General features: G+C 69.1%; 23 protein-coding genes. 10 read left to right on the forward strand and 13 right to left on the reverse strand.

Features of this window, described 5'->3' with window-relative positions:
• Nucleotides 1–70 precede the first annotated feature (70 nt).
• Nucleotides 71–904, forward strand: coding sequence for an alpha/beta fold hydrolase (locus tag Q7X29_RS27800; protein ID WP_218717998.1), 834 nt, complete (start codon nucleotides 71–73; stop codon nucleotides 902–904).
• Here the strand turns inward: Q7X29_RS27800 and Q7X29_RS27805 are convergent.
• Nucleotides 901–1,632: a helix-turn-helix transcriptional regulator gene (locus tag Q7X29_RS27805; RefSeq protein WP_316575851.1), complete on the reverse strand. Its 732-nt coding sequence runs from the start codon at nucleotides 1,630–1,632 to the stop codon at nucleotides 901–903. The genes Q7X29_RS27800 and Q7X29_RS27805 overlap by 4 nt on opposite strands.
• Nucleotides 1,633–2,321: 689 nt before the next feature.
• Between Q7X29_RS27805 and Q7X29_RS27810 the strand changes: the two genes are divergently transcribed.
• The 5 genes from Q7X29_RS27810 (at nucleotide 2,322) to Q7X29_RS27830 (ending at nucleotide 9,771) form a co-directional block, all read left to right on the forward strand.
• Nucleotides 2,322–6,032 (forward strand): nitrate reductase subunit alpha, encoded by a 3,711-nt coding sequence (locus tag Q7X29_RS27810; protein ID WP_316575852.1) that lies wholly within the window; start codon nucleotides 2,322–2,324, stop codon nucleotides 6,030–6,032.
• Nucleotides 6,033–6,043: 11 nt separating this feature from the next.
• On the forward strand, nucleotides 6,044–7,738 hold the full coding sequence (narH, locus tag Q7X29_RS27815) for a nitrate reductase subunit beta (RefSeq protein ID WP_218718001.1): 1,695 nt from the start codon (nucleotides 6,044–6,046) through the stop codon (nucleotides 7,736–7,738).
• Nucleotides 7,735–8,415 carry a nitrate reductase molybdenum cofactor assembly chaperone gene (gene narJ, locus Q7X29_RS27820; protein WP_316575853.1) on the forward strand — a complete coding sequence of 227 codons (681 nt, stop codon included), beginning with the start codon at nucleotides 7,735–7,737 and terminating at the stop codon, nucleotides 8,413–8,415. Before narH ends, narJ begins: the two co-directional genes overlap by 4 nt.
• Nucleotides 8,412–9,167 carry a respiratory nitrate reductase subunit gamma gene (gene narI, locus Q7X29_RS27825; RefSeq protein ID WP_218718003.1) on the forward strand — a complete coding sequence of 252 codons (756 nt, stop codon included), beginning with the start codon at nucleotides 8,412–8,414 and terminating at the stop codon, nucleotides 9,165–9,167. Before narJ ends, narI begins: the two co-directional genes overlap by 4 nt.
• Nucleotides 9,168–9,327: 160 nt before the next feature.
• The gene (locus Q7X29_RS27830; RefSeq protein WP_316575854.1) at nucleotides 9,328–9,771 is read left to right on the forward strand and encodes a Uma2 family endonuclease; all 444 of its coding nucleotides are present in this window, start codon (nucleotides 9,328–9,330) and stop codon (nucleotides 9,769–9,771) included.
• 150 nt (nucleotides 9,772–9,921) lie between these two features.
• Here the strand turns inward: Q7X29_RS27830 and Q7X29_RS27835 are convergent, their stop codons facing one another.
• The 6 genes from Q7X29_RS27835 to Q7X29_RS27860 all read right to left on the reverse strand — a co-directional run bounded on the left by Q7X29_RS27835 (nucleotide 9,922) and on the right by Q7X29_RS27860 (nucleotide 17,371).
• The gene (locus tag Q7X29_RS27835) at nucleotides 9,922–10,269 is read right to left on the reverse strand and encodes a hypothetical protein (protein ID WP_218718004.1); all 348 of its coding nucleotides are present in this window, start codon (nucleotides 10,267–10,269) and stop codon (nucleotides 9,922–9,924) included.
• Between the two features lie 124 nt (nucleotides 10,270–10,393).
• Nucleotides 10,394–12,133, reverse strand: coding sequence for an N-acyl-D-amino-acid deacylase family protein (locus Q7X29_RS27840; protein ID WP_316575855.1), 1,740 nt, complete (start codon nucleotides 12,131–12,133; stop codon nucleotides 10,394–10,396).
• A gap of 12 nt (nucleotides 12,134–12,145) precedes the next feature.
• On the reverse strand, nucleotides 12,146–13,798 hold the full coding sequence (locus Q7X29_RS27845) for a class I adenylate-forming enzyme family protein (protein WP_218718006.1): 1,653 nt from the start codon (nucleotides 13,796–13,798) through the stop codon (nucleotides 12,146–12,148).
• A gap of 14 nt (nucleotides 13,799–13,812) precedes the next feature.
• Nucleotides 13,813–14,853 (reverse strand): NAD(P)-dependent alcohol dehydrogenase, encoded by a 1,041-nt coding sequence (locus Q7X29_RS27850; protein ID WP_316576355.1) that lies wholly within the window; start codon nucleotides 14,851–14,853, stop codon nucleotides 13,813–13,815.
• Nucleotides 14,854–14,855: 2 nt separating this feature from the next.
• Nucleotides 14,856–16,001 (reverse strand): serine hydrolase domain-containing protein, encoded by a 1,146-nt coding sequence (locus tag Q7X29_RS27855; protein ID WP_316575856.1) that lies wholly within the window; start codon nucleotides 15,999–16,001, stop codon nucleotides 14,856–14,858.
• On the reverse strand, nucleotides 15,998–17,371 hold the full coding sequence (locus Q7X29_RS27860; protein WP_218718008.1) for a flavin-containing monooxygenase: 1,374 nt from the start codon (nucleotides 17,369–17,371) through the stop codon (nucleotides 15,998–16,000). Before Q7X29_RS27860 ends, Q7X29_RS27855 begins: the two co-directional genes overlap by 4 nt.
• 116 nt (nucleotides 17,372–17,487) lie before the next feature.
• Here Q7X29_RS27860 and Q7X29_RS27865 point away from each other — a divergent pair, with 116 nt between their 5' ends.
• Nucleotides 17,488–18,111, forward strand: a complete 624-nt coding sequence (locus Q7X29_RS27865; protein ID WP_316575857.1) for a TetR/AcrR family transcriptional regulator — start codon at nucleotides 17,488–17,490, stop codon at nucleotides 18,109–18,111.
• Between the two features lie 3 nt (nucleotides 18,112–18,114).
• Here Q7X29_RS27865 and Q7X29_RS27870 read toward each other — a convergent pair whose 3' ends face one another.
• The gene (locus Q7X29_RS27870) at nucleotides 18,115–18,738 is read right to left on the reverse strand and encodes a TMEM198/TM7SF3 family protein (RefSeq protein WP_218718010.1); all 624 of its coding nucleotides are present in this window, start codon (nucleotides 18,736–18,738) and stop codon (nucleotides 18,115–18,117) included.
• Nucleotides 18,739–18,824: 86 nt separating this feature from the next.
• Between Q7X29_RS27870 and Q7X29_RS27875 the strand changes: the two genes are divergently transcribed.
• Together Q7X29_RS27875 and Q7X29_RS27880 are read left to right on the forward strand one after the other, a co-directional pair.
• Nucleotides 18,825–19,256 (forward strand): DUF6325 family protein, encoded by a 432-nt coding sequence (locus Q7X29_RS27875; protein WP_218718011.1) that lies wholly within the window; start codon nucleotides 18,825–18,827, stop codon nucleotides 19,254–19,256.
• A 12-nt stretch (nucleotides 19,257–19,268) separates the two neighbouring features.
• The gene (locus tag Q7X29_RS27880; RefSeq protein ID WP_316575858.1) at nucleotides 19,269–19,607 is read left to right on the forward strand and encodes an SHOCT domain-containing protein; all 339 of its coding nucleotides are present in this window, start codon (nucleotides 19,269–19,271) and stop codon (nucleotides 19,605–19,607) included.
• 68 nt (nucleotides 19,608–19,675) lie between these two features.
• Here Q7X29_RS27880 and Q7X29_RS27885 read toward each other — a convergent pair whose 3' ends face one another.
• The 3 genes from Q7X29_RS27885 to Q7X29_RS27895 all read right to left on the reverse strand — a co-directional run bounded on the left by Q7X29_RS27885 (nucleotide 19,676) and on the right by Q7X29_RS27895 (nucleotide 24,591).
• Nucleotides 19,676–21,499: an alkyl/aryl-sulfatase gene (locus Q7X29_RS27885; RefSeq protein ID WP_316575859.1), complete on the reverse strand. Its 1,824-nt coding sequence runs from the start codon at nucleotides 21,497–21,499 to the stop codon at nucleotides 19,676–19,678.
• A gap of 96 nt (nucleotides 21,500–21,595) precedes the next feature.
• On the reverse strand, nucleotides 21,596–24,196 hold the full coding sequence (locus Q7X29_RS27890; protein WP_218718014.1) for a LuxR C-terminal-related transcriptional regulator: 2,601 nt from the start codon (nucleotides 24,194–24,196) through the stop codon (nucleotides 21,596–21,598).
• A gap of 173 nt (nucleotides 24,197–24,369) precedes the next feature.
• Complete coding sequence (locus tag Q7X29_RS27895; RefSeq protein ID WP_218718015.1) at nucleotides 24,370–24,591, reverse strand: hypothetical protein; 222 nt, start codon at nucleotides 24,589–24,591, stop codon at nucleotides 24,370–24,372.
• 187 nt (nucleotides 24,592–24,778) lie between these two features.
• Between Q7X29_RS27895 and Q7X29_RS27900 the strand changes: the two genes are divergently transcribed.
• Complete coding sequence (locus tag Q7X29_RS27900) at nucleotides 24,779–25,207, forward strand: Ig-like domain repeat protein (protein WP_316575860.1); 429 nt, start codon at nucleotides 24,779–24,781, stop codon at nucleotides 25,205–25,207.
• A 68-nt stretch (nucleotides 25,208–25,275) separates the two neighbouring features.
• Here Q7X29_RS27900 and Q7X29_RS27905 read toward each other — a convergent pair whose 3' ends face one another.
• Nucleotides 25,276–25,725 (reverse strand): VOC family protein, encoded by a 450-nt coding sequence (locus tag Q7X29_RS27905; protein WP_316575861.1) that lies wholly within the window; start codon nucleotides 25,723–25,725, stop codon nucleotides 25,276–25,278.
• A 93-nt stretch (nucleotides 25,726–25,818) separates the two neighbouring features.
• Complete coding sequence (locus Q7X29_RS27910; RefSeq protein ID WP_316575862.1) at nucleotides 25,819–26,154, reverse strand: TfoX/Sxy family protein; 336 nt, start codon at nucleotides 26,152–26,154, stop codon at nucleotides 25,819–25,821.
• Between the last annotated feature and the right edge of the window lie 20 nt (nucleotides 26,155–26,174).

The following is a 26,174-nucleotide window of genomic DNA, read 5'->3' on the forward strand; positions in this document are numbered from 1 at the left end:
CACAGAACCGGCGGTGACCACATTTCTGACGGCGGGGCGAAATGGTCGTCAGCACTTGTATGTTTCGAACATGCCTTATGTGCACTCCGACTCGGTGAACATCCATTTCCGTACCGGCGCGGTTCGCGGGCCCACCCTGCTGCTCGCCCACGGATTCCTGATGGACGAATCCATGTTCGATCCGATTCGAACCATATTGGCGCACAACGGCATCAACGTCATCGCCTGGGACGCCCGCGGTCACGGCCGGACCGGCTACGGCGCCGACCCGCGCTTCGACTACTGGGACCTGGCCGAGGACGGTCTGCGCGTGCTCGACGCGGTCGGCGTCGAAACCGCGGTGGTCGGCGGAATGAGCCAGGGCGGATACGCCGCCTTACGGATGGCGCTGCTCGCGCCGGGACGGGTCAGCGGACTCGCCCTGCTCGACACCGAGGCGGGCGCGTGCACCCGGGCCGACGAAACCTACTACGAAGAATTCTTCGACGAATGGTGCGGCACCGCGGAATTGGTGCCACTGGCCGAAGAATTGGCGCCCCAATTGATCGGGGGCGATCGCCCGGATATCTGGCGCTGGTGGATCACCCGCTGGCTGACCCACGATCGCACGGCCCTGCATCCGGCGGCCCGGTGCCTGATCGATCGGGATTCCGTGCTCGAGCGGCTCGGCGAGATCACCGTGCCCGCGCTCGTCCTGCGCGGCGAATACGACCACAGCAGCACCGCCGAGAAATGCGCGCGGCTGGCGGCGGGACTCCCCGGGGCACGCGGCGTGCAGACGGTGCCCGGCGCGGGTCACGGAGCCCCCGTGACCCACCCCGACGACGTCGCCGCCGCACTGATCGAGCTGGTCACCACCTGCACACCACACACCGCGGCACCGGTCGCCGTCGCCGGCATCTAGGCGCCGTCGGGTTCCCGCACCGCCAGGTAGTACTGGATGCGGCCGGGGTAGGCCACCGAGTCGAGGCGGAAGAGCTGGACGTCGACGGTGTAGTACTCGCCGGTGTTCAGATCACACAGCCGCATGGCGGTGTGCTCGCGGCCGTAGACGGTGTCGCCGTCGTCCCAGATCCGCCGGAAGTCCTGGTACTGGGCGAGCTCGTCGAGCAGCTCCGCCGCCCACTCACCGCCACCCTGCTGACCGATCAGACCGCGCAGCCAGTGCACGGTCAGGGTCGACTCCTTCTCCCATTCCACCATCACCTTGCGCGAGAGCGGGTTGCCGAAGAACCAGCGCAGGATGTTCACGTCCTCGACCAAGCCGGGGAACGCGCGATGATAGGAGTCGTTGCCCGCCAGCACATTCCAGCGCGTGTCGACATAGGCCGCCAGGTTCGGCTCCTGGAGGGCCAGCGTCCGGCGCATCTCGGCGTTGATCTCGGCGCGCAGGTCGTCGACCGACGGATTGTCCACGGGAGCGAGCCCGGCCAGATCGAACAGATGCCTGCGCTCGATGTCGGTCACCGGGGTGATCCGGTCGAGGTAGCGCACCAACGCCTCGACGACGGCCTGCGTCGGCCGGTCCCGGTCCCCGCTCTCCAGATGCGTGATGTAGCTCGAGCTGACACCGGCCGCGAAAGCCAGTTTTTCCCGGGAAATCCGCCGATCGTCGCGCAGTCGCCGCAGCAACCCGCCGAGTGTCGGCGGCTTCGGCGGACCAGCCGGCCCGTCGGACGATGACTTCGGTAGCACCCCAACCCTCCCTGTCTGCACCGCCCCATCCTGGATGACGTTTCAACCTCGAACCAATCGCCGAACGGAAAAGTTGCCGTTTCTTTATATTGACGCGTTGTCTATTGGGTAGTTACCGACCGGCAACTGTGGGCGCGATCACGAAACACCAAGGGCCGAGGCGAAATAAAAGGATTCGAATTCTTTCCGTACAGCAGTGCTATAGACTTCGCCGCCGCACGCCAGTCGACGCGCGAGCGACCTCGATCCACCCCTCCCGCACGGGCGCCGACTCCGCCGCGACAACCCCCGCGCAGTGTGCGGGCCGTCACATCTTCCCTGTTCAGCGAGCCCGCCGGATGTGTAAACAAATGTAAACCGCCCGAGAACCAGCGGTTTCCGAAGCATCACCGCGGGCCCGGGAACAGGCTCCGCGCGACTCCCGTTCAGCCAGGTCGCCGCCCGTTGACCCAGGTCGGCCCCGAATCGCGCGCCGCCGCCCGAGCCGCGTCCGTGACCACGAGATTTCGCCGACCTCACAGCTCACCGAGGGGTCACCGAGGATGTGAAAAGTTCGTTTTGCCGGAGCACCCGGTCTCTTTACAGTTGCCCCTATCAGCCCGAAAGCACAGCTCGAAGGGGGCGTCGTGGTTAATTCGCGCACTCATGGTCCGTCGCCCACCGATATCGGCGACACGTTGCTGAACCTCGGTAAATACTTTCAGCGCGGTGAGGTCTCGCCGGACAACCGGTCGGTGTACAAGGTCGGCGGTCGCGACGCCGACGCGTTCTACCGCGACCGCTGGTCGCACGACAAGGTGGTGCGCTCCACCCACGGCGTGAACTGCACCGGTTCGTGCTCCTGGAAGATCTACGTCAAGGACGGCGTGATCACCTGGGAGTCGCAGCAGACCGACTACCCCTCGGTGGGCTCGGACAAGCCGGAATACGAACCGCGCGGCTGTCCGCGTGGCGCGTCGTTCTCCTGGTACACCTACTCCCCCGCCCGGGTGCGCTACCCGTACGTGCGCGGCACGCTGCTCGACCTGTACCGCAAGGCCAAGGCCGAGCTCAAGGACCCGGTGCTGGCGTGGGAGTCGATCGTCGAGGACCCGGCCAAGGCCAAGGCCTACAAGACCGCGCGCGGTAAGGGCGGTTTCGTCCGGGCCGAGTGGTGGGAGGCCGCCGAGATCGCCGCGGCCGCGCACGTCTACACGATCAAGCAGTACGGACCCGACCGCGTGGCCGGCTTCTCGCCGATTCCCGCGATGTCGATGGTCAGCCACGCCACCGGCGCCCGGTTCGTATCGCTCATCGGCGGCTACATGCTCTCGTTCTACGACTGGTACGCCGACCTGCCGGTGGCCTCGCCGCAGGTCTTCGGCGATCAGACCGACGTGCCGGAGTCGGCCGACTGGTTCGACGCGGGCTACCTGATCATGTGGGGCTCCAACGTCCCGGTGACCCGCACGCCCGACGCGCACTACATGACCGAGGCGCGTTACCGCGGCCAGAAGGTCGTGGTGGTCTCCCCCGACTACGCCGACAACACCAAGTTCGCCGACGAGTGGGTCGCGGCGCGACCGGGCACCGACGCGGCGCTGGCGATGGCCATGGGCCACGTGGTGCTCAAGGAGTTCTTCCTCGAGAAGCAGACGCCGAGCTTTCTGAACTACATCAAGTCCTACACCGACCTGCCCTTCCTGATCTGCCTCGACGAGGCGGACGGCCAGGGCGGCGCGCTGCCCGGCAAGTTCCTCACCGCCGCCGACCTGGGCCAGACCGGCGAGGGCGTCGAGCACAAGCCGGTGCTGCTGGACCAGGCCGGGAACCCGGTCGTGCCCAACGGTTCGCTCGGCCATCGCTTCGGCGAGGGCGACGCGGGCAAGTGGAACCTCGATCTCGAGGGTGTCGACCCGCTGCTCACCCTGCTCGGCCACTCGGGCGACGCGCCCGCCGAGATCGCGCTGCCGCGCTTCGACACCGACTCCGCCGAGTCGATCATCCGCGGCGTGCCGACCAAGATCGTCGCGGGCAAGCGGGTCACGACGGTGTTCGACCTGCTGCTGGCCCAGTACGGCCTCGGCCGCGAGGGTCTGCCCGGCCAGTGGGCCAAGGGCTACGACGACGCCGAGTCGCCGTACACCCCGGCCTGGCAGGAGACCATCACCGGTGTGCCCGCCGTGCAGGCCGCGCGCATCGGTCGCGAGTTCGCCGACAACGCCGAGCGTTCCGGCGGTCGCTCGATGATCCTGATGGGCGCGGGTACCAACCACTGGTTCCACTCCGATCAGATCTACCGCGCGTTCTTCACCCTGACGCTGCTCACCGGCTGCCAGGGCAAGAACGGCGGCGGCTGGGCCCACTATGTCGGCCAGGAGAAGTGCCGTCCCGTCACCGGCTGGGCCACGCTGGCGTCGGCCTCGGACTGGCAGCGGCCGCCGCGCCAGATGCAGGGCACCGTGTTCTGGTACCTGACCAACGACCAATGGCGCTACGACCCGTTCACCTCCGACGCCTTCGCCTCGCCGCTGGGCAAGGGCAAGTTCGCGGGCCGCACCGCCGCCGACAACATCGCGCTGGCCAGCAGGCTCGGCTGGATGCCGAGCTACCCGACCTTCAACCGCAACCCGCTCGACCTCAGCGACGAGGCCGCCGCCGCGGGCACCACCGCCGCCGACCACGTCGTCTCCCAGCTCAAGTCCGGTGACCTGCGGTTCGCCTGTGAAGACCCCGACGCTCCCGAGAACTTCCCGCGCGTGCTCACCGTGTGGCGGGCCAACCTGCTCGGCTCCTCGGGCAAGGGCAACGAGTACTTCCAGAAGCACCTGCTCGGCTGCGGCTCCAACCTGCAGACCACCGACGCCACCGGCGTGCGGCCACAGGAACTGGAATGGCGGGAGGAGGGCGCGGAGGGCAAGCTGGATCTGCTGCTGGCGCTGGACTTCCGCATGACCAGCACCACGCTGTTCGCCGATATCGTGCTGCCGGCCGCCACCTGGTACGAGAAGCACGACCTGTCCTCCACCGACATGCACCCGTTCGTGCACGCGTTCTCCCCCGCCATCTCCCCGCCGTGGGAGGCCAAGACCGACTTCGAGGCGTTCCACCGGATCGCGCGCGGTTTCTCCTGGCTGGCCGAGAAGCACCTGGGCACCCGCAAGGACATCGTCGCGGTGCCGTTGCAGCACGACTCCCCCGACGCGCTCGCGCAGGCCGGCGGCAAGGTGCTGGACTGGAAAGCCGGTGAGTGCGAGCCGATTCCGGGCAAGACCATGCCCAAGATCGTCGAAATCGAACGCGACTACACCAAGATCGCGGAGAAGCTCGCGGCACTGGGCCCGCTGGTCGACACCCTGGGTGTGACCACCAAGGGCATCACCACCTACCCGGACAAAGAGGTGGCATACCTCGCGGGCAAGAACGGCACCGTCGTCTCCGGCATCGCGGCCGGGCGGCCGTCGCTGGCCAAGGACACCTTCGCCGCCGAGACCATCCTGGCGCTGTCGGGCACCACCAACGGCCGCCTCGCGGTCGAGGGCTTCCACCAGCTCGAGCGCCGCACCGGCACCAAGCTGGCCGATCTCGCGGCCGAGGCCGAGGGCAAGCAGATCACCTTCGCCGACACCCAGGCCAGGCCGGTCCCGGTGATCACCTCGCCGGAGTGGTCGGGCAGTGAGAGCGGTGGCCGCCGGTACTCGCCGTTCACCATCAACGTCGAGCGACTCAAGCCGTGGCACACCCTCACCGGGCGCCAGCACTTCTACCTCGATCACGACTGGATGATCGAACTCGGCGAGCAACTGCCGATCTTCCGGCCGCCGCTGGACATGACCGCGCTGTTCGCCGAACCGTCGATCGGCAATGTCGCCGGTGGCGGGGTGACCGTGCGGTACCTGACGCCGCACTCCAAGTGGTCCATCCACTCGGCCTACCAGGACAACCTGCACATGCTGACGCTCTCGCGCGGCGGTCAGACGATCTGGATGTCGGACCGCGACGCCGCCAAGATCGGTGTCGCCGACAACGATTGGATCGAGGCGATCAACCGCAACGGCATCGTCGTCGCCCGCGCCATCGTCTCGCACCGCATGCCCGAGGGCACGGTCTTCATGTACCACGCGCAGGACCGCGCGGTGGACGTGCCGCGCATCGAGGGCACCGAGACCACGACCAAGGAAGCCAAGGGCAAGCGCGGCGGTATCCACAACGCGCTGACCCGGGTGCTGATCAAGCCGTCGCACCTGATCGGCGGCTACGCCCAGCAGTCCTTCGCGCTGAACTACCACGGCCCCACCGGAAACCAGCGTGACGAGGTCACGACAATTCGCCGACGCAACCAGAACGTGGAGTACTAATCATGCGCGTAATGGCTCAGCTCGCCATGGTCATGAACCTGGACAAGTGCATCGGCTGCCACACCTGCAGCGTCACCTGTAAGCAGGCGTGGACCAACCGCGGCGGCACCGAGTACGTCTGGTTCAACAATGTGGAAACCCGTCCGGGACAGGGTTATCCGCGCCAGTACCAGGATCAGGAGAAGTGGAAGGGCGGCTGGACGCTGAACAAGCGTGGCAAGCTGTCGCTGAAGTCGGGCTCGCGGTTCAAGCGCCTGATGAACATCTTCGCCAACCCGGACCTGCCCACGGTCGAGGACTACTACGAGCCGTGGAGCTACGACTACGACAACCTGCTGGCCTCCCCGCCCACCGACACCACTCCGGTCGCGCGGCCGAAGTCGCTGATCACCGGCGAGGACACCAAGGTCACCTGGGGCGCCAACTGGGACGACGACCTCGGTTCCGGTCCCGAAGCGGTCGGCAAGGACCCCTTGCTCGGCAAGCTCGAGGACAAGGTGAAACTGGAGTTCGAAGAGACCTTCATGTTCTACCTGCCGCGCATCTGCGAGCACTGCCTGAACCCGTCGTGCGCCGCGTCGTGCCCGTCGGGAGCGATCTACAAGCGCGAGGAGGACGGCATCGTCCTGGTCGACCAGGACAAGTGCCGTGGCTGGCGCCAGTGCATCACCGGCTGCCCGTACAAGAAGATCTACTTCAACCACAAGACGGGCAAGGCGGAGAAGTGCACCTTCTGCTACCCGCGCGTGGAGGTCGGCATCCCGACCGTGTGCTCGGAGACCTGCGTCGGGCGGCTGCGCTACATCGGCGTGATGCTCTACGACGCCGACGCGGTGCTCGAGGCGGCGTCGGTGACCGACGACAAGGACCTCTACCCGTCCCAGCTCGGGGTGTTCCTCAACCCGCACGACCCGCGCGTGATCGCCGAGGCCGAGAAGGCCGGCATCTCGCCGGAATGGATTCAGGCGGCACAGGATTCGCCGGTCTACAAGCTGATCGTGGACTACCAGCTGGCGCTGCCACTGCATCCGGAATACCGCACCATGCCGATGGTCTGGTACGTGCCGCCGCTGTCGCCCGTGGTCGACGTGCTCAGCGAGACCGGGCACGACGGTGAGGACGCGGGCAACCTGTTCGGCGCCATCGACGCGCTGCGCATCCCGATCGAATACCTGGCCGAGCTGTTCACCGCCGGGGAGATCGGGCCGGTGCGCGCCTCGCTGCAACGGCTGGCCGGCATGCGCGCGTTCATGCGCTCGGTCAACCTCGGCGAGGAGCCCGAGCCCGGTATCGCGCCGTCGATCGGGCTCGAGCCCGAGGAGATCGAGGCCATGTACCGGCTGCTCGCGATCGCCAAGTACGAGCACCGCTACGTGATCCCCTCCGGGGCGACCTCCCGTGCGCACGAACTGGATTCGCTGGCCACCGGATGCAGCCTCGACACCGACGGCGGACCCGGCATGACCGCGTTCGACCAGGTGGTGGAGAAGTTCTCGCTGGCCGACACCAATCAGGCCGCGCCCGAGGAGAAGTCGGGCCGGATCAACCTGCTCAACTGGGACGGCCGCAGCACCAGCGGGCTCGTGCCGAGCGGCGACAAGCTTGCGCCCACCGCGAACGGCAACGGCGCCGACGCAGGGAGCAACGGCAACGGCAGCAACGGCGCTGCCGTGGCCGACTCCACGGTCAGCGGTGCGGCGCAATGAGTCTGCTCTCGATCCGCAAGCGACCCCAGCCGGTCACCGCCATGCCCGAGCACGATCGGCGGGTCGTGTGGCGGCTGGCCGCGCTGCTGCTGGACTACCCCGGTGAGTCGACGCTGGCGCTGCTGGACCAGATGTCCACGGCCGCGGCCGAATTGCCCGCCAAGGTGCGGGCGCACTTCGACGCGGTGCTGACCTACCTGCGGGAGACGCCCTCGATCGAGGTGGCACAGAGCTATGTCGAGACCTTCGACATGCGCCGCCGGGCCAGCCTGCATCTGACCTTCTACGCCTACGGCGACACCCGCAAGCGCGGCATGGCGCTGCTGCGGTTCAAGCATGCCTACCGGCAGGCGGGGGTGGAACTCGGTGACGAGGAACTGCCCGACCACCTGCCGGTACTGCTGGAGTTCGCCGCCACCGTCGACCCGATCGGCGGTGAGCGCCTGCTCGGCGAGCACGTTCCGGTCATGGAGCTGCTGCGACTGTCCTTGGGCGACAACGACTCGCCCTACAGCGGCGTGCTGGCCGCGGTGCTGACGACGCTGCCGCCGGTGACCACCGCCGACCGGCGCCGCATCGCCGAGCTCGCCGCGCAGGGGCCGCCCGAAGAGGAAGTCGGGCTGGAACCCTTCGCCATGGACCCCTCGTTGTTCGACGCCACGGAAGGCCGCCGATGAACGCCACCATCCCGCTCCCCGAAGGCCTGTGGCTGATCCTGCCCTATATCGCCGCCACGTCCTTCGTGCTCGGCCACATCTGGCGCTACCGGTTCGACCAGTTCGGCTGGACCACCCGGTCCTCGCAGATCTACGAGTCCAAGCTGCTGCAACTGGGCAGCCCGCTGTTCCACTTCGGCATGCTCGGGGTGTTCGGCGGGCACGTGATGGGTCTGCTGATCCCCGAGTCGTGGACCAGCGCGCTCGGCATCTCCGAACACGCCTACCACCTCGTCGCGGTGGGCGCGGGTTCGGTCGCCGGGCTGATGGTGGTGGCCGGTGTCGCCATCCTCTGCTACCGCCGCATCGTCGTTCCCGCCGTGCGCAAGGCGACCAGCCGCAACGACATCATGATGTACACCCTGCTGACGCTGGCCCTGGTCACCGGTCTGCTCAACACCTGGGGTTCCAACCTGCTCTGGGGCACCTACAACTACCGCGAGACCGTCTCCCCCTGGTTCCGCAGCCTGTTCACCATCAACCCGGAACCGGGGCTGATGGTCGGTGTCCCGTGGACCTTCCAGCTGCACGGCCTGGTCGTGCTGGCCCTGGTCGCGGCCTGGCCGTACACCCGCCTGGTGCACATGTTCAGCGCCCCCATCGGCTACCTCACCCGCCCCTACATCGTCTACCGCCGCAAGGAAGTCGACACCAAGGACAAGACCCGCTTCGCCAAGGCCTGGGACGCCCCGGTCACCCCCGACCGCTGGTAGGGCCCGGATTCGCTCGCTCGTACCCCCTGACCCGGGCCAGCGCCATACTGGTCCGGTCAGCTGGAACACCAACTAGCGAGGGGACCGATCTGGATCGTCTGACCGGCCTTCCCCCGCACACCGAGCTGATCGACGGGAGCCTCGTCTTCGGGAGCCGCAGATGGCGTTTCACATGCTGGTCATCGACTACCTTCGCGACAGTCTCAAAGCGCAGGCTCCACGCCATCTCCACGTGCGTCGGGAAATGACCGTGACGCTGTCCGCACGGCAGCGACCGGAGCCCGACATCATGATCGTCGATGCGGCGGCGAGCACCGGCCTCGAACAAACGACCTACGAACCACAGGACGTGCTTCTCGCGATCGAGGTCGTCTCCCCGGACTCGATCATCCGCGACCGCAAGCGCAAGCCGGTGCTCTACGCGGACGCAGGCATCCCGCACTTCTGGCGCGTCGAGAACGTCGACGGGCGCGCTGTCGTCTACGTCTTCGAACTGGACCCGGCCACCGGTCAGTACGCACCGACCGGGATATACCATGACACCCTCGACCTGACCCTGCCGTTCCCCATCACCCTCCACCTGGCCGAGGCCACGGCACCGTAGGGGGCGTACAGCACGCATCCGTGTCCTCACGGCCGACGCCGGCGAACGGACCATCGGGGTTGGCGGCCGTCGCGGCGAGATGGTCGATGCCCAGCACTGCGGCACCGGTCACGGAGCGCTGTGGACGCGCGGCGTGGGCTTGTTCTCAGCTCAGGACGAAGTGGGGCCCAGAGTTGCGCGGACGGCGTCGAACCAGGCCTGGGTGTCGACGAGGCCCTTCTCGTTGTCCTTGCGGCCGCCGGTGAAGCCGAAGAGGTCGGCGGCGAAGCGGCTCAGGACGGTCTTGTCGGTCTCGTCGAGTCCGGTGAGGACCTCGGTGTCGCCGAGCAGGTAGGCGACGACGGCTACCTGGCCCGCGGGCCAGGTCTCGCGGTGGGCCGACCAGCCGTCGGAGCGTACGGCGCGGGCCTTGCTCAGCAGGTCCTCGCGCAGGGCGTCGCGATCTGCGTCGCTGGGCCGACGTGGCTTGCCCCAGGTGATCCGTTTCGCGTTCGACATGGCGATCCTCTCGCTGGAGCGTCCCGGGGTCGACAACCCGGACTTGCCTCGACTGTCCCAGATCGAGGAACGCGGACAGCCCACCGGCCCGCCCCACGGGCGATTCGGTGGGCGGTCGCGCCGGCTACCCGGCGCGCAGGAACCGGCCGACGCGCTCGGTGCCGAGCACGGGATCCTTGCTACCCGCGCCGAACACGTACCGCCCGCCGACGAACACCGCGGTCACGGTCTCGTCGTTGCGGTTGACCATGCGCGGCAGGTTGTCGAACTCCGGGATCGGATTCTCCGCGTAGGCGTCGAGGCTGTCGTCGAGGTGGGCCGGGTCGATGACGACAGCGTCGGCGCGGTCGCCGACCCGCAGATGACCCGCGTCGAGCCCGTACCAGTCGGCCAGCTCGCCGGTGATCCGGTGCACCGCGTGCTCGATCGTCATGAACGGGGCGCCCGCGCGCTCCGCGTCGGCGACCCGCCGCAGCAGGCGCAGGCCGAAGTTGTAGAAGGCCATGTTGCGCAGGTGCGCGCCCGCGTCGGAGAAGCCGAGCTGGATTCCGGGATCGGCGGCGAGGACATCGAGCACCGCGGGCCGGTGGTTGGAGATGGTGGTGCGCCAGCGCAGCTTCGATCCGTGCTCGACGACCAGGTCGAGGAAGGCGTCGACCGGGTGCACGCCGCCGCGATCGAGGCCGACCTGGCCGAAGGTCTTGCCGACGACGGTGGGGTCGGGGCACTCGACGATGTCGGCGTCGAAGAAATCGCGGTGCCAGACCCGGGGACCGTACTTCTGGTCGTAGTCCTTGCGGAACCGGCGCCGGTACTGCTCGTCCTGCATGAGGTGGCGCTGCTCGTCGATGTGGTTCGACAGGTGTAGTGCCGCCGCGCCGGAACCGAATTCCTCGAAGATCGGCAGGTCGATGCCGTCGGAGTAGACCTCGAACGGCACCGGCAGGTGCTGCCACCGGAAGTCGCCCTTCAGCGCGTTGATCGCGCGGGCCAGCAGCGGAAACACCTTGGCCACACCGGGAATCGCCTTGATGTCGGCGGCGGAGAGCAGGCTCACCTTCAGCGGCTTGCGCCACAGGCCGATGCTGCTCGCCGCCATCGCGATCATCGTGTCGGCCCGGTTGACGTCGGGCCCGCCCTGGAGTGCGCGACCGCGAGTCCGCAGGATGGTGTTGAGTGTCTTGCGTTCGGCCCGGGTCGAATACGTGGAGGGCAGCGTGCGTGAGCGGCACATTTCGCCGTCGAGTTTGTCGAACAGCAGCCGCTGCGAGGACATCCCGACGAAGCCGGCGTCGAGCGCCTCGGTCAGCTTGGTGGCCATCGCGGCGAGTTCGATGTCACTGGGCTCGACGTCCTTGCGGGTCGCCCGGTCCAAGCCCATCACCGCGGACCTGATGTCGGAGTGCCCGATGAAGCTCGCCACGTTGGGTCCCAGTGGCAAGGTGTCGAGGGCGGCGGCGTATTCGGCCGCGCTGTGCCAGGACTTGGTCTCCTCCACCGCGCGCACCACGTGGGGGCGCGGAATCGCCTCGACCCGGCCGAACAGGTCACCGGCGATCTCGCCGTCGACGTGCACCGTCGACAGCGAGCACGAACCGAGCAGCACGGTGGTCACCCCGTGGCGCACCGATTCCGACAGCGACGGATCGAGCAGTACCTCGACGTCGTAGTGGGTGTGGATGTCGATCATGCCGGGCACGACCCACTTGCCGGTGGCGTCGACGACCCGGGCGCAGCCGGTCTCGTCGAGTGGCGTCGCCGAGATCTCGGCGACCTTGCCGTCCTTGATGCCGAGGTGGCGGATGGCGGACGCGGCCCCGGTGCCGTCGAACCAGCGGCCGCCCTTGATGATGCTGTCGAACATAACCGTTCCCTCTTACAGCGCGAGATCGCGTCGGGTGACTTTGCCTGTCGCGTTGCGCGGCAGGGCTTCGGTGGTGAACCGCCATCGGGCGGGCACCTTGAAGTAGGCGAGCCGCGCGGCGACGAAGTCGCGCAGTTCGTCCGGCTCGACCGCGCCGGGCTCGGCGACCACCACGGCCGCCACCTCCTGGCCGAGATCGGGATGGGCGACGCCGAAGACCGCGCACTCGGCGACGGCGGGATGCTCGGACAGCACGTTCTCGATCTCGGTGGGGTAGACGTTCTCGCCGCCGCGCAGGATCAGGTCGGTGCGCCGGCCGGACACGGTGAGCCTGCCGTCGGTGACAGTGCCGAAATCGCCCGAGCGCAGCCAGCGTGCACTGTCGATGGCCTTGGCGGTCGCGGCCTCGTCGTTCCAGTAGCCGAGCATCACGTACGGGCTGCGGATGCAGATCTCGCCCTCCTCGCCGTCGGGCACGACCGCGCCCTCGGCGTCGCGGATCTCCACCGCCACCCCGAAGATCGGCCTGCCGACCGAGGCGTCGTCGGCGACCAGATCCAGCGGCGTGGCCACCGTCGCGGCGGTGCCGCTCTCGGTGAGCCCGTAGCTGGTGGTCAGCGCGAACTGCAGGGACGGGATCTTCTCGCGCAGGCTGGCCAGCAGCGCGGGCGAGGACGGCGCCGAATTGAGCGACAGCGCGCCCAGCGAGGACAGATCGTGCTGGGAGACATCGTGATCCAGCAGCCGCGAGGCCATGGTCGGCACGGCGGCCCAGTTGGTGACCCGCTCGCGCTCGACCAGGTTCAGCACCCGGCCGACCTCGAACGCGCCGTGCGGGAACACCGCGGCCGCGCCGGTCACCAGCCGGGGAATGACCAGGTTGTGCAGGCTGGCGATGTGGAACAGCGGCGCGGTGACCAGGTAGCGGCGATCGCTCGGCGCGTCGCTGGGCGGCTGACCGGCGAACGCGGCGAGCATCGCGTCGGTGAAGCGGTGATAGTCGCTGATCGCCACCATGTTCCGCTGCGAGTGCACCACGCCCTTGGGCCTGCCGCTGGTGCCGCTGGTGTAGAGGATCACGGCCGGATCGTCTTCGCCCACCGGCGTATTCGGGATCTCGCCGCCGCCGAACTCGGTGATCAGGGCGGGCAGGTCGTCGTCCATGGTGAGGACCGGGATGTCGGTGCCGGTCTCGGCCAGCAGCGCGGCCCGCTTCGCGTCGGCGATCACCACGGTGGGCGCGGTGTGCTCGAGCCCGTAGGCGATCTCCGGCGGCGCCCACCAGGCGTTGTAGCCGACCGGGATGGCGCCCAGGCACTGCGCGGCCCAGAAGGCGATCACCCAGTCCGGGCCGTTGGCGGCCAGGATGCCGACCCGGTCGCCCTTGCCGACGCCGTAGCGGGTCGCCAGCGCGGTGGCCAGCGCGCCCGCCGCCGCGGCGTGCTCGGTGAAGGACAGCCGCCGGTCCTCGGTGATCAGGTAGTCACGCTCCCCCCAGCCCAGCGAGTGTTCGAGCAGTTCGCGCAGGCTGCGGCGGCGGTGCGCCAGCACCGGAATCGGCACGCCGAGCACCGGTTCGACGGTCAGTTCGAAGGGCGCGCCGGGCGCGGTCAGGCCCGCGGCGACCTTGGCCACGAATTCCTGTGGGTCCACTACATCGGTCATGGTCTTGTTCTCCATCAGGGAATGAGGACGGCGCGTCCGCGGATCGCACCCGCGTCGAGCCGGTCGAAGGCGGTGCGGGCATCGGCGAGGTCGAAGCGTTCGACCTCGGCGCGGACCTTGCCCGCGGCGGCCAGCGCGATGACGTCGACGAGGTCGCTTCTGGTGCCGCCGTAGGACTTACGCACCGTGGCACCCCAGGGCAGGCCGGGGCCACCGGCCGGACCGGAGTCGATGCCGGGGATGCCACCGGCCAGACCCACCATCCGGTAGGCGCCGTTGGGCGCGACGGTTCGCACGGCCAGCTCGGCCGTGGCGTCGGCGCCGACGAAGTCGAACACCGCCTCGGCGCCGCGTCCGCCGGTGAGCTCGAGAATGGTGGCCGCGGTGTCGTCTCCGGCGGTCAGCGCGATGTCGGCGCCGCAGGCGGTGGCCAGGGCCAGCTTGTCGGGATCGACGTCGACCGCGATCACCCTGGTCTCGGTGAGCGCCTTCAGCAGTTGGACGGCGACGTGGCCGAGGCCGCCGATGCCGATCGCGACCGCGGTCGCGCCCGGCCACAGCTGATCCAGCGCGCCGCGGATGGCGTGCATCGGGGTGAGCGCCGCGTCGGCCAGCGGGGCAGCCTGCGCGAAATCCATGTCGCCGATCGGGACGAACGAGCGCACCGGGATCCGCACGTACTCGGCCATGCCGCCGTCGGGGCCGAGGCCGGGGCACGGCGGCATGGCCGTACGCCCCGCCGCCAGACAGACGTTCTCGTTGCCGTGCAGGCACTCCCGGCACTCGCCACAGGACCAGCACAGGTAGACGAGCCCGCGCTCGCCGACCCGGCGGCCCGCCACCCGCGACCCGACCGCCTCGATGGTGCCCGCGATCTCGTGACCGAGGGTGAGCGGCTGCTCGCTCATCGGGAACGGCAGGCTCAGCACGAACGAATCCGAGTGGCAGATCCCGGCCGCACCGACCCGCAGGAGCAGATCGTCGGGTCCGAGATCGGGCACCGGCACCGTCCGCAGCTCCAGGGTGCCGGGCGCGGTCAGCTGCATGACGCGCATCGTCATCGCAGCTCCCCCACCGCGTCGAAGGTGGCCTTCAGGTACCGGTCGCAGCGATCGGAGCCGATCAGGCCGGTCGCCATCCGATTCATGGTGTAGGCGAAGGTGATCCGGCGATCCAGGTCGTTGACGACCATCGAGCCGCCGTAGCCCGCCCACCAGCACACCCGGCCGTCGGGAATGTGCGGGAAGGTCTGCGGCCGGGGCAGCCCGTAGCCGATGCCGAAACGCAGCGGAGTCAGCAGCGCCAGGTCGATGCCGTCGGCCTGCTCGCGGAAGATCAGATCGATGGTGGCGGGCGAGAGGAACCGCCTGCCGCTGAGCTCACCCGCGGTGGTGAGCAACGACTGGATCCGGGCCACCGAGCGCGCGTTGCCGTGTCCGTTGGTGCCGCCGATCTCGGCCGCCCGCCACTGCGGCGTCGCCGTCTCGCCGATCTCGAGCCAGGGACTGGTGAGCGTCTTGATCAGCACGCTGTCCTGGTCGAGGGTCGACAGGTCGAACTCGGGCAGCTCCGGCGGGATCAGGGTGGCGATCCGGTCGGCGTGCTCGGGGCCGGTGCCGATGTGGAAGTCGGCGCCCAGCGGGCCCGCCAGTTCCTCGGCGAAGAAGCGACCCAGCGAGCGACCGGTGATGCGGCGCACCAGCTCACCGATGAGATGGCCGTAGTTGATGGCGTGATAGCCCGACGCGGTGCCGGGCTCCCACCAGGGCGCCTGGGTCGCCAGCCGGGCGGCGGCGGCCTCGGTGTCGTAGATGTCGGACAGCTCGATCGGCTTCTCCCAGCCGGACACGCCCGAGGTGTGCGAGAGCAGGTGCCGGACCAGGATGGCGTCCTTGCCATTGGCCGCGAACTCCGGCCAGTAGGCGGCCACCCGCGCGTCGAGGTCGAGCTCGCCGCGGTCGACCAGCAGCAGCGCGCACAGGGCGGTCATCGTCTTGGTCACCGAGAAGACGTTGACCAAGGTGTCGGCACCCCACGGCATGGTCCTGTCCGGATCGCGGTAGCCGCCCCAGAGATCCAGGACCGGATCACCGTCCACGGTGACACACAGTGCCGCGCCGACTTCGGAGCCCGCGTCGAGCTCCCCGTCGAAAGCGGCGCGCACACCGGCGAATTCGTCGCGACAGAAGCCGGCGGCGCTCATCGGAGCACCCCGGTGGTCGCGCGCGCGGGCACCGGCAGCGTATTGCCCGCCGCGGCGGCGCGTTTCGCACCGCGCGCCATCTCCTTGGTCATCGCGCGCACATACGGCTCGAATTCGATCTGGATGGTGTGCCGGGGCGAGTCGTAGTAGCGACCGGTGCGCCGGGATTCCTGCTCGCGCAACACCGTATCGATCTCCGCGCGCGGCGGCAGGTGGTAGCGGCCGGTCAGGTACGCGGCGACCAGCTTGCTCTGCTGCTCGGCGAAGTTCACCAGCGTCGGCATCGGCTGGGCCAGGCCGAGATAGAACAGATTGTCCACGCCGGGCTTGTGCATCATCTGGAACAACGGGAACCGGTTGGCGGCGTCGGGGACCAGCGCGGCGTCGGTGAGGAACGGGAAACTGATGTGATAGCCGGTGGCGCACACGATCACGTCGATCTGTTCGCTGCTGCCGTCGGCGAAATGTACGGTGTCGCCGTCCAAGCGGGTGATCGCGGGCTTGCATTCCACGTCGCCGCAGCCGGCCCGGTGCAGGAATTCCTCGCTCGCCGACGGGTGCGCCTCGAACGGCTCGTGGTCGGGCGCCGGCAGGCCGTAGTTGCGCATGTCGCCGCGATTCTTGCGGACGAATCGCTGCTTGAGTTTCAGCGCCACCTTCGCCGGAATCCAGGACGGCATCGAACGCCGGTCGCCGACTTCGCCGTTCACGTACTTGGGCAGGACCCAGACACCGCGGCGAGCCGAGACGAACAGCTTCTCCGCGATGAATCGCTGGGACAGTTCCGAGGCGATATCGAGCCCGGAATTGCCCATCCCCACCACCACGACCCGCTTGCCGCGCATGTCGACCGGATCGAACGGGTCGTTGTAGGCGTGGCTGTGCATCAGCACGCCGTCGAATTCGCCCGGATAGTCGGGGAATCGGGGATTCCAGTGGTGGCCGTTGCACACGATCAGCGCGTCGTAGACCTCGGTGTCGCCCGCCGCGGTGGTCACCCGCCAGAGCCCGGCGTCGTCGCGCTCGGCGGCGGTGACCAGGGTGTTGAACCGGATGTGGTCACGCAGCTCGAAATGGTCGACGTAGTCCTTGAAGTACTGCAGCAGCTGGGAATGGTGCGGGAAGTGCGGCCATTCCTCGGGCGCCGGGAAGTCCTCGAACTGCAGGCGGTACTTCGAGGTGTCGATGTGCAGACTCTGATAGCAGGCCGACATCCCGTTGGGGTTCTTGTAGTACCAGTTGCCGCCGACTTCGTCGGACGCCTCGTAGCAGTCGAACGGAATTCCGTTCTCGGCCAGCCTTTTGGCGACGGTGATCCCCGAGGGTCCGGCGCCGATGACGCATACCCGGGGCAATTCGCGTGTATTCATGCACAACTCCTGAACAGCGCGGTCACCGATGACCGCGCCGAGTGACGTGAACCACAGCGTAGCGGCTCGCTAGACATGGTGTCTAGTGAATGGGCGGATCGTCTAAGATGAGCCGCATGCCGACCGAACCCGCTGCGCGCCGCGGCTCCCTGCGCGAGGAACAGAAGCGCCTCACCAGGAACAAGATCGTGGAAACCGCGCGCTCACTGTTCGAGACCGAGGGTTACTCCGCGGTCCGGGTCGACGACATCGTCGCCGCCGTCGGCTGTAGCCGGGCCACGTTCTACCTGCACTTCACGAGCAAGAGCGAGGTGCTGCGAGCGATCGCCAACGAGGGCACGCTGACCAGCGTCCGGGAGTTCTACGCCGACCTGGACCGGGTGCTCACCACCGGCTCCAGGGCGGCGTTCGAGGAGTGGATGACCCGCGCGATCTACTGGTTCCTCACCAACAAGGACATGCTCCCGGCCTGGGACGAGGCCACCGCGCTCGAACCGGAGTTCCGCGCGGTCGCCCGCGAGGGGATCATGACGCTGGCCGACAGCATGCCCGCCTACCTCGCCCGCTGGCCCGAACAGCGCCGCGACGAGGCCCGGCTGCGGATCGAACTGCTCGTCGCCCAGCTCGAGCGGTTCTTCACCCGGTGGGCCATGCAGGGCGTCATCGACGTCACGGCAGAGAAGGCCGCCACCGTGCTCACCGACGTCTGGTTCCCCGCGCTGCAGGCGCCGGTCGAGTAGCCGCTAGCGGGTGGGCCAGCCACCGTTGCGTTTGCTCTGATCGATCTCGTCGTCGCCGCCGGCCAGGTGCTGGATCCCGAGCTTCTCGGCGAACAGGTGCCGCTGGGTGATCCAGCCGAGCAGCGCCAGCCCGATCCAGGCCAGCACGGAGGTCACCTGCTGCCAGCCGGGCTCGGGATCGCGCAGGAACGCCAGCGAATCGCTCATCCGGCCCAGGCCGCTGACCACCATGCTGGCGCCGCCGATCGAGGTCAGCCACAGCAGCGCGCGGGCGCGGAACTTCTCGGCCAGGAACGCGCCTGCCACGCACATGGCCAGCGCGACGATCATGCTCAGCGCGACGTTCTTGTCGCCCGGCTGCAGGACCGTCGCCAACTTGGTGCCGATCATCGCGCCGGTCAGGCCGCCGATGAAATACGACGCGAAGCGGAACACCAGCGAGGTCACCACCCACGACGACACCGCGCCGATCAAGCCGACCAGCACCAGCCACGCCAGCGAGGCGTTGAACAGGTCGGCGATCATCCAGCCGAGGCCGAAGCCGATCGCCAGGATGCCCAGGTGGACCGAGCGGATCCCGTAGAAGCACAGCAGCGCTCCGACGATCACGACGACGATGCCATTCATAGCTTCCACGCTAGAACTCCGGGCGCCACCCCGGTTCACCCGATTCGGGTGAGGTGGACGCCGCCGGATCGGCGCACGATCAGGCCATGGGATCAACACCTGCGCTGGGCCCGGTCGATTTCCTCGTGCTCACCTTCCCCGGCACCGCCGTCGACGCGACCGTCGCCGACGCGCTCGCCGAGGTGGTCGGAAACGGCCTGGTGACGCTGCTCGACCTGATCGTGCTGACGATGGACGAAGCGGGCACGATCACCGAATCGGAGATCGACGACGACCTGGTCGAGGTGGGTCTCACCGGGCTCACCGCCGCCGACATCGACCTGGTCAGCGCGGCCGACGTGGAAGTCGTGCGCACCTCGATGGCGCCCGGCAGCACCGCGGTGATCCTGGTCTTCGAACAGACCTGGGCCGCGCGGCTGGCGGCCGCGGTACGCGACGCCAGGGGTGAGGTGACGCTGCACGTTCAGGTGCCGCGCGATGTCGTCGAGTCCGCGGTCTCCGCGGCGACGACCGGCTGAGGAGGAACCAGCATGCCACTACGAAGGGGCCGCGCCGGACGGCCGGGACTCCTGGGCACGATCGCCCGCACCGCGGTCGTCGCCGGCACCGCGACCGCCACCTCCAACGCCGTGAACAACCGGGCGGCCAGGAAACGCTCGGCCGAGCAGCAGACCGCCGCCCCGCCACCCGCGGCCGCCGCACCGCCGCCCCCGGCGTATGCCGCGCCGCCCCCGGTGTACGCCGCGCCGCCACCACCCGCCGCACCGGTCGATCTGGTCGGGAAGTTGAAGGAGCTGAGCGACCTGCATTCGGCCGGTGCGCTCTCCGATGCCGAGTTCGCCGCCGCGAAGGCACAGCTGCTCGGCTGAGACCCCGCGCGACAGCGCCCCCGGCCCTGGGCGGCCGGGGGCGCTGTTCATGAACCCCGAGCTGGGTCTCAGGGTGTGACGATCGGGAACCGCGGGTCGGGGGTCTCGATCACGCCGACCAGGGCCTTCAGGACCGACTGGTCGCCGTCGACCGTGACGCCTGCGAAGCCCTGGCCACCGAGCCCGGCCAGCAGTTGCGCCTTGGTCAGCGTCAGGGTGAGGTCGGCGGGACCGCGCAAGGGCGCGTACTCGGAGGCGGTCCGGTGGGTGAGCGCGCCGTTGGACATGGTCAGCCGGGTGACCGTGCCGCTGTCGGTCAGGTTCAGGTCCAGCACGAAGTCCGATTCGGCGGCGCGCAGGCCGTCGACCCGGATCGCGATCGAGTCGATGATCATGTCGATCGTCAGCGCCGCCAGCATCTGCGGATCGGCGGTGTCGAGGGTGACCGGGGTCGGGCCGTTGCGCAGCTCGGTCGCGCCGACCAGGAAGAAGTTGCGCCAGGTCCCGTTCTCGCTGCCGTAGCCGAGGGTCTGATAGACCTCGGCCAGCGCTTCCTTGGCCGCCGTGTTGCCCGGGTCGGCGAAGACGGCGTGATTGAGCAGCGTCGCCGCGAACCGGTGGTCGCCCTCGGCCGCGTACGCCCGCCCCTTGGCCACGACCGCCTCGACACCGCCGTAGTCGGCGACGTAGCGCTTGGCCTGCTCCACCTCGGTGTGCTCCCACAGATGCGCCGGATTGCCGTCGAACCAGCCGAGATAGCGCTGGTAGATCGCTTTCACGTTGTGGCTGAGCGAGCCGTAGTAGCCGCGGTTGGCCCAGATGCCGTCCAAGCCGGGCGGGAAGGTGAGGACCTCCGCGATCTCCGGGCCGTTGAGACCCTGGTTGAGCAGGCGCAGGGTCTGATCGTGCAGGTAGGCGTACATGTCGCGCTGACCGGCCAGCCATGCGGTCCAATTGTCGGCGCCCCAGGTCGGCCAGTGGTGGGAGGCGAAGGCGACATCGGCCCGGTCGGCGAAAAGGGCGATGGCTTCGTCGAGATAGCTCGACCAGATCCGCGAGTCGCGGACGAGTGCGCCGCGCAGGGTGAGCACGTTGTGCATGTTGTGGGTGGCGTTCTCGGCCATGCACAGGGCGCGGCGGTCCGGGAACAGGAAGTTCATCTCGGCGGGTGCCTCGGTACCGGGGGTGAGCTGGAAGAGGATGCGGACGCCGTCGACCACTTCCTCCTGGCCGGTGCGGGTGATGTCCACGGTCGGCGGGATCAGGGTGACCGTGCCGGTGGAGGTGGTCATCCCCAGGCCGCAGCCGAGCTGGCCGTCGGGAGCCTTGGCCAGGCCGGTGCCGTACATGAAGATCGCGCGCCGGGTCATCGCGTTGCCCGCGTAGACGTTCTCGCTGACGGCGTGCTCGAGGAAGCCCTCCGGGGCGATGATCGGCACCTTCGGATGCCCTTCGGGCACGACGCCGCGCGCGCCGCCGAAGTGGTCGGCGTGCGAATGCGTGTAGATCAGGCCGGTGACCGGGCGGTCACCGCGATGCTTGCGATAGATCGCGAGTGCGGCGGCCGCGGTCTCGGCGGAGATGAGCGGGTCGATGACGATCACGCCCCGGTCGCCCTCGACGATCGTCATGTTCGACAGGTCGAAGTTGCGCACCTGGTAGATGCCCTCGGTGACCTCGAAAAGGCCCTGGATGTTGCACAACTGGCTCTGGCGCCACAGGCTCGGGTCGGCCGTCGGCGGGCACCGGTCGTCGAGGAAATCGTAGGCGCCGATATCCCACACCACCCGGCCGTCCGCCGCGGTGATGACCGGCGGGTCGAGCTTGTCGATCAAGCCCCGATTGGCGTTGTCGAAGTCGGTCGTGTTCCCGAAGTCCGGATACGTGCCCATGGTCCACCCTTGCCTCGTCGGAATCCTGGCGGTCCCGCGACCGTATCCGCGCGGGACGGGCGGGAAATCACCCGTTGTGGGTGAGTTCGGGCGGTATCAGATCAGGCCGACGCGGCGGGCGCTGCCGATCGCGTCGGCGCGGGCGTTGACGCCGAGCTTCTGGTAGATGCCGCGCAGGTGGGTCTTCACGGTGTTCACCGAGACGCCCATGTTCGCGGCGATATTGATCGCGGTCATGCCGGACGGGAGCTGGCGCAGCACCGCCAGCTCGGTCTCGGTGAGCTGCGGCGCGTCGGTGGCGGGCGCGCGATGCGAACGGACCAGGTCGACGAAGGCGTCGAAGCGTCCGAACCGCCCGCCCAGGCGGTCGAGGGTCTCGGCCGCGCCGGGCACGTCGAGGAACGGGCGGATCAGCCGTTCGCCGCACGCGAGGGCGAGTGCCTGCTCGAACGCGTCCTCGGCCTTGCGCGGCCGGTCCAGCCGGTCGGCGGCGACGCCCTCCAGCAGCCTGGCGGTGACCAGGGCGCCCGCCGTCAGCCGCGGGGCTCCGCCGAGCAGCGGCTCGAGGATGGTCAGCGCCGCGCTGGGCCGATGGGTGTAGACGGCCAGGGCCGCCTCGGCGACGGCCAGCTGCGGGGTCGACCCGAACACCCGGGTCGCGTGATCGACCAGGTGCTGGGCGTCGGTCTTGGCCTGTAGACGCAGCAGCACCCACAGCACATCGGTGACCAGCGTGCCGATGCCGAAGGCCGCCGGGGAGTCGTCGAGCAGGCGGTGGGTCTGGGTACAGAGCAGGGTCGCGGCGGCCGCGCGATCGGGGGCCGCGTCGAACATCAGCACGCCGGTGATCACGGCGGCCTGCCGGGCGGGCGCCGGGGCGCTCGCCTCCGCCGCCGGCCCACCGGGCTGACCGGGCAGTGGCAGTTGCACGGCCTCGCCTTGCTGGTACGCACCGTAGGCCTCGATCAGCCGGGCGAACACGCCTTCGGGAGCCTGCGCCAGGTCGTAGCGATCGGCACAGTCGCGCGCGGCGGCGGCCAGGGCTCGCAGGTCTCCGACCCGACCCGCGTACCCGGCGGCGACCGCGACCGCGGTCCGGGCCCGCACCGCGACGCTGCCGAGCCCCACTTCCTCCGCGTGCACGATGGCGTGCCGCAACGCGGCGATGCCGCTGTCGATCGCGCCGCCGGTGACCTCGGCGGTACCGCAGTGCAGCGCGGCGTAGCAATCCAGGTCGGGTTGGCCGGTCACCGCGGGCAGCGGCCAGCTCATCGAGGCCGAATCCCCCACCAGCACAGCCAGCCCCGCGCTGACCGCCCGGTCCAGTGAGACCGTCCAGGCATCGGGAACCAGCCGCGAGACCTGCTCGGACCCGAGATGCGCGGCCTCGAGATAGACCTCGGCGGCGGCGATCTCGCCCGCCTCCACCGCGACCGCCGCGCGTAGCAGCCGCACGAAGGTGTCCTCGGTCGCATCCGGCAGATACTCCATGGCGGCGAGCACCTGCTGGCCCGCGCCGTCGAGGACCATGCGCGGGCCCCAGTCCCGCAGGAACGACACCAGGCCGGGCGCGCCCGGTTCGGCCAGGACGTGCTCGAGCGCGGGGCCCGGCAGCGCGGCCGCCCCGAACCACTCGGCGACGCGACGGTGCACGGTGGGCAGGCGGTCGGCCCGCGAGTGCGCGGCCTCGGCCAGCAGATACGCCCGCAGCAGCGGGTGGTAGCTGTGCCAGAGCTGACCCGCGTCGGCCACGGTCTGCATGGGGAAGTTGGCCCGCAGCAGTTCGTCGACGATCCGGGCCGCGTTCTCACCGGCCAGCTCCTCCGCCAGCGGCAGGCAGAACCGGGTGGGAATCGCGGTGACCAGCAGGAAATCCAGGGTCGACGTGGGCAGCGACTGCATCAGCTCCGCGACCAGGAAATCCGCGACCGCGTGTGACGGCCGGGCCAGCGTGGTGAGCGCGGTATCGCGATCCTCGCCATTGGCGGCCACGTAGATCGCGGCGATCCGGACCAGCGCGGCCCAGCCGCGGGTCAGCGAGTGCACCGTGGCGAGTTCGTCGTCGTCGAGCCGGCAGCCGTGCTGGGCGAACAGCTGGACGATCCGCTCGGGCGAGAGCGCCAGTTCGCCCACACCGATCCGGGTCAGCCTGCCCCCCAGCTCCAGCGCGTGCCAGCGCAATGGCGGATCGAACCGGCCCGCCAGCAGCACGGTGACCGTGCCGGGCAGGTGCGCGAGCAGGTACTCCAGGCCCGCCAGCTGCAGCGGGTCGGTGATCAGGTGGGCGTCGTCGAGCACCAGGACGGCGTGCTCGGCCCGCGCGGCCAGCGCGTCGACCAGGTCGGCGGCCTGGTCGGCCGGGGTGCGCAGGGTCGTGTCGACGGCGTCGGCGGGGCGGTGCAGGAGCCGCGCGATCGTGGGGAGCAGCTCGCCGCTGTCCGCCAGGCGCGCGGTGACGGTGAGCCAGCCGACGGTGGCCGCGCGAGCCTTGCGTGACCGGGTCACCCAGTCGACCAGGGCGACGGTCTTGCCGCTGCCCGCCGGGCCGGACACCAGCACCGTGTGCCCGCCCGCGGCGTGCGCGCGGTCGAGCCGGGCGGCGAGGTCGCCGGAGCGCACGGAGGCGAAGGACAGCTCGGGAATCTGGACACCGACCGCCGAGACGTCGTCAGCTAACGCGCGGTACGAGGTTGCCACCACCACACTCCTCAGCTCGTCATCTCCCCGCGGGGTCGATCCACCAGCAGGTTCGACGGTAGGCCAAACGCGACCAGCGCGTTCGCCGGTGGTGCGGCGTCGACGCGCTCGTTATGAGATCGACGTCATCGTGAGGGTTTGCCGCAACCGGCTATCGTTCGGCAACCTCACGATCAATCGGGCAGGCGAGACATTCCGAGCAGGGTGAGCCCGAGGACATCGATGCGGGCGAGCACGCCGCGCATGGCGGTGTTGTCGGCCAGCTCGCCGTAGAGGGTGGTGGTTCCGGTCGGCGAATGGGCGCTACGCCGAAGCTCCGGGAACGCGGCGACAGCACGTTCCGTGAGTTCGCCCTCGATGACGAACTGGTAGCGAACCGCATCCGACGTCGGCATGTGTCCAGTCTCGACGACAGCCGCCGCGATCGCCTCATCCGCACGGGATGATTCCGGCGTCACCTGTGACGAAGCGGTCGCGACAATTTTAAACAGTCGTTTTTCTGTTTCCCGGACAGCGCGGCGACCGGGTCGATAGTGTCGCCACACCCACAGCGGTGGGACAGCGCGATACAGGAGAACAACCATGCAGACCAACCAGGCTCGGCGGGCCGGCTTCGGACTCACAGCTTTCACCGCGGTCGCCGCGGCAGGCGTCCTGGTGGCGCCGCAGGCCTCGGCACTCGTCCAGGGTGTCACCGTCAGCGGCAGCACCCACTACGTCGGCACGGCCTACACCGTCACCGCCGATGTCACCGCGACGTCGTTCCTGTTCAAGGTGACCTTCACCGACAACGGCACCCAGATCGGCGAGCCGGTCTCGGTCTCCGACGGCAAGGCCACCATCACCTGGACCCCGACGACCCCCGGTTCGCACGAGATCAAGGCCGTGCAGGAACTGATCAGCTCCAAGACCGTCACCGTCGAGGTCACCACGAAGCCGACGACGCCCGGCGGCGGCACCGGCACCGGCTCGGCCGACCTGGGCGGTCTGCTGACCGGCTCGGCGGGCTGACCCGACCCGACACGCCTCGACGGCCGCCGCGGACTACCGATCCGCGGCGGCCGTCGACGTATCGGGCCTCAGGCCTGGTCGTAGGCCTGTTGCAGAGCGGCGATGTCGAGCTTGGACATCGACCGCAGCGCGGTGCCGACCGCGATGACCCGGTCGGTGTCGCCGCTCATCAGCTTCGGCAGCACCGAAGGCACGACCTGCCAGGACAGCCCGAAACGGTCTTTCAGCCAGCCACACGGGCCGGGCTCGCCGCCCTCGGACAGGGTGTCCCACAGCCGGTCGACCTCGTCCTGGGTGTCCACGACGACCTGCAGCGAGGCGGCGTCGGTGTGCGGATGCGCCGGTCCGCCGTTCATCAGCGTGACGGCCTGACCGTCGAGATCGAGGGTGACGATGAAGGCCGAGCCGTCGGCCTGCCGGGTGACCTCGACGACGCGCGAATTCGGCACCGTCGCGGCGTAGAGCTCACCGGCCGCTTCGGCGTCGGTATCGAACCAGAGGAAGGTGTTGACGGACATGATGTGCTCCTTCGGGAGGGTGATGCGCAGGCTTGCTGTCACCCACTGGTCGGAGCCGAGCACGCGGTCTCGACACATCCATCGAAGTTCTCTCTACTTTTTTCGCGGCAGGGTTCTGGCGTAGCTCACGCCGCGCTCGACCCACTCGCGCAACACCGCGTCGTCGGCGACGGCGGCGGTGTCGACCCGCAGCCAGCCCACCATCTCCCGCCCGCCCATCACCATCGGCGACACCGACAGCCCGTCGACGAGCGACTCCCCCTCGGCCCGGTCGACCCGCACCAGCAGCCCGCCCTTGCCGCTGGCGGCGACGGCCATATTGCCGCCGACCAGGAACGCGAGTCCACCGAACATCGGTTGCTCGACCAGATCCGGTCCGGGGTAGACGATCTCCCGGATGCGCTCGGCGAGTTCCTCGTCATAGGCCATGGACCCAGTGTGCGCCGGGG

This window comes from Nocardia canadensis, from assembly GCF_032656385.1.
GTDB lineage: Bacteria > Actinomycetota > Actinomycetes > Mycobacteriales > Mycobacteriaceae > Nocardia > Nocardia canadensis.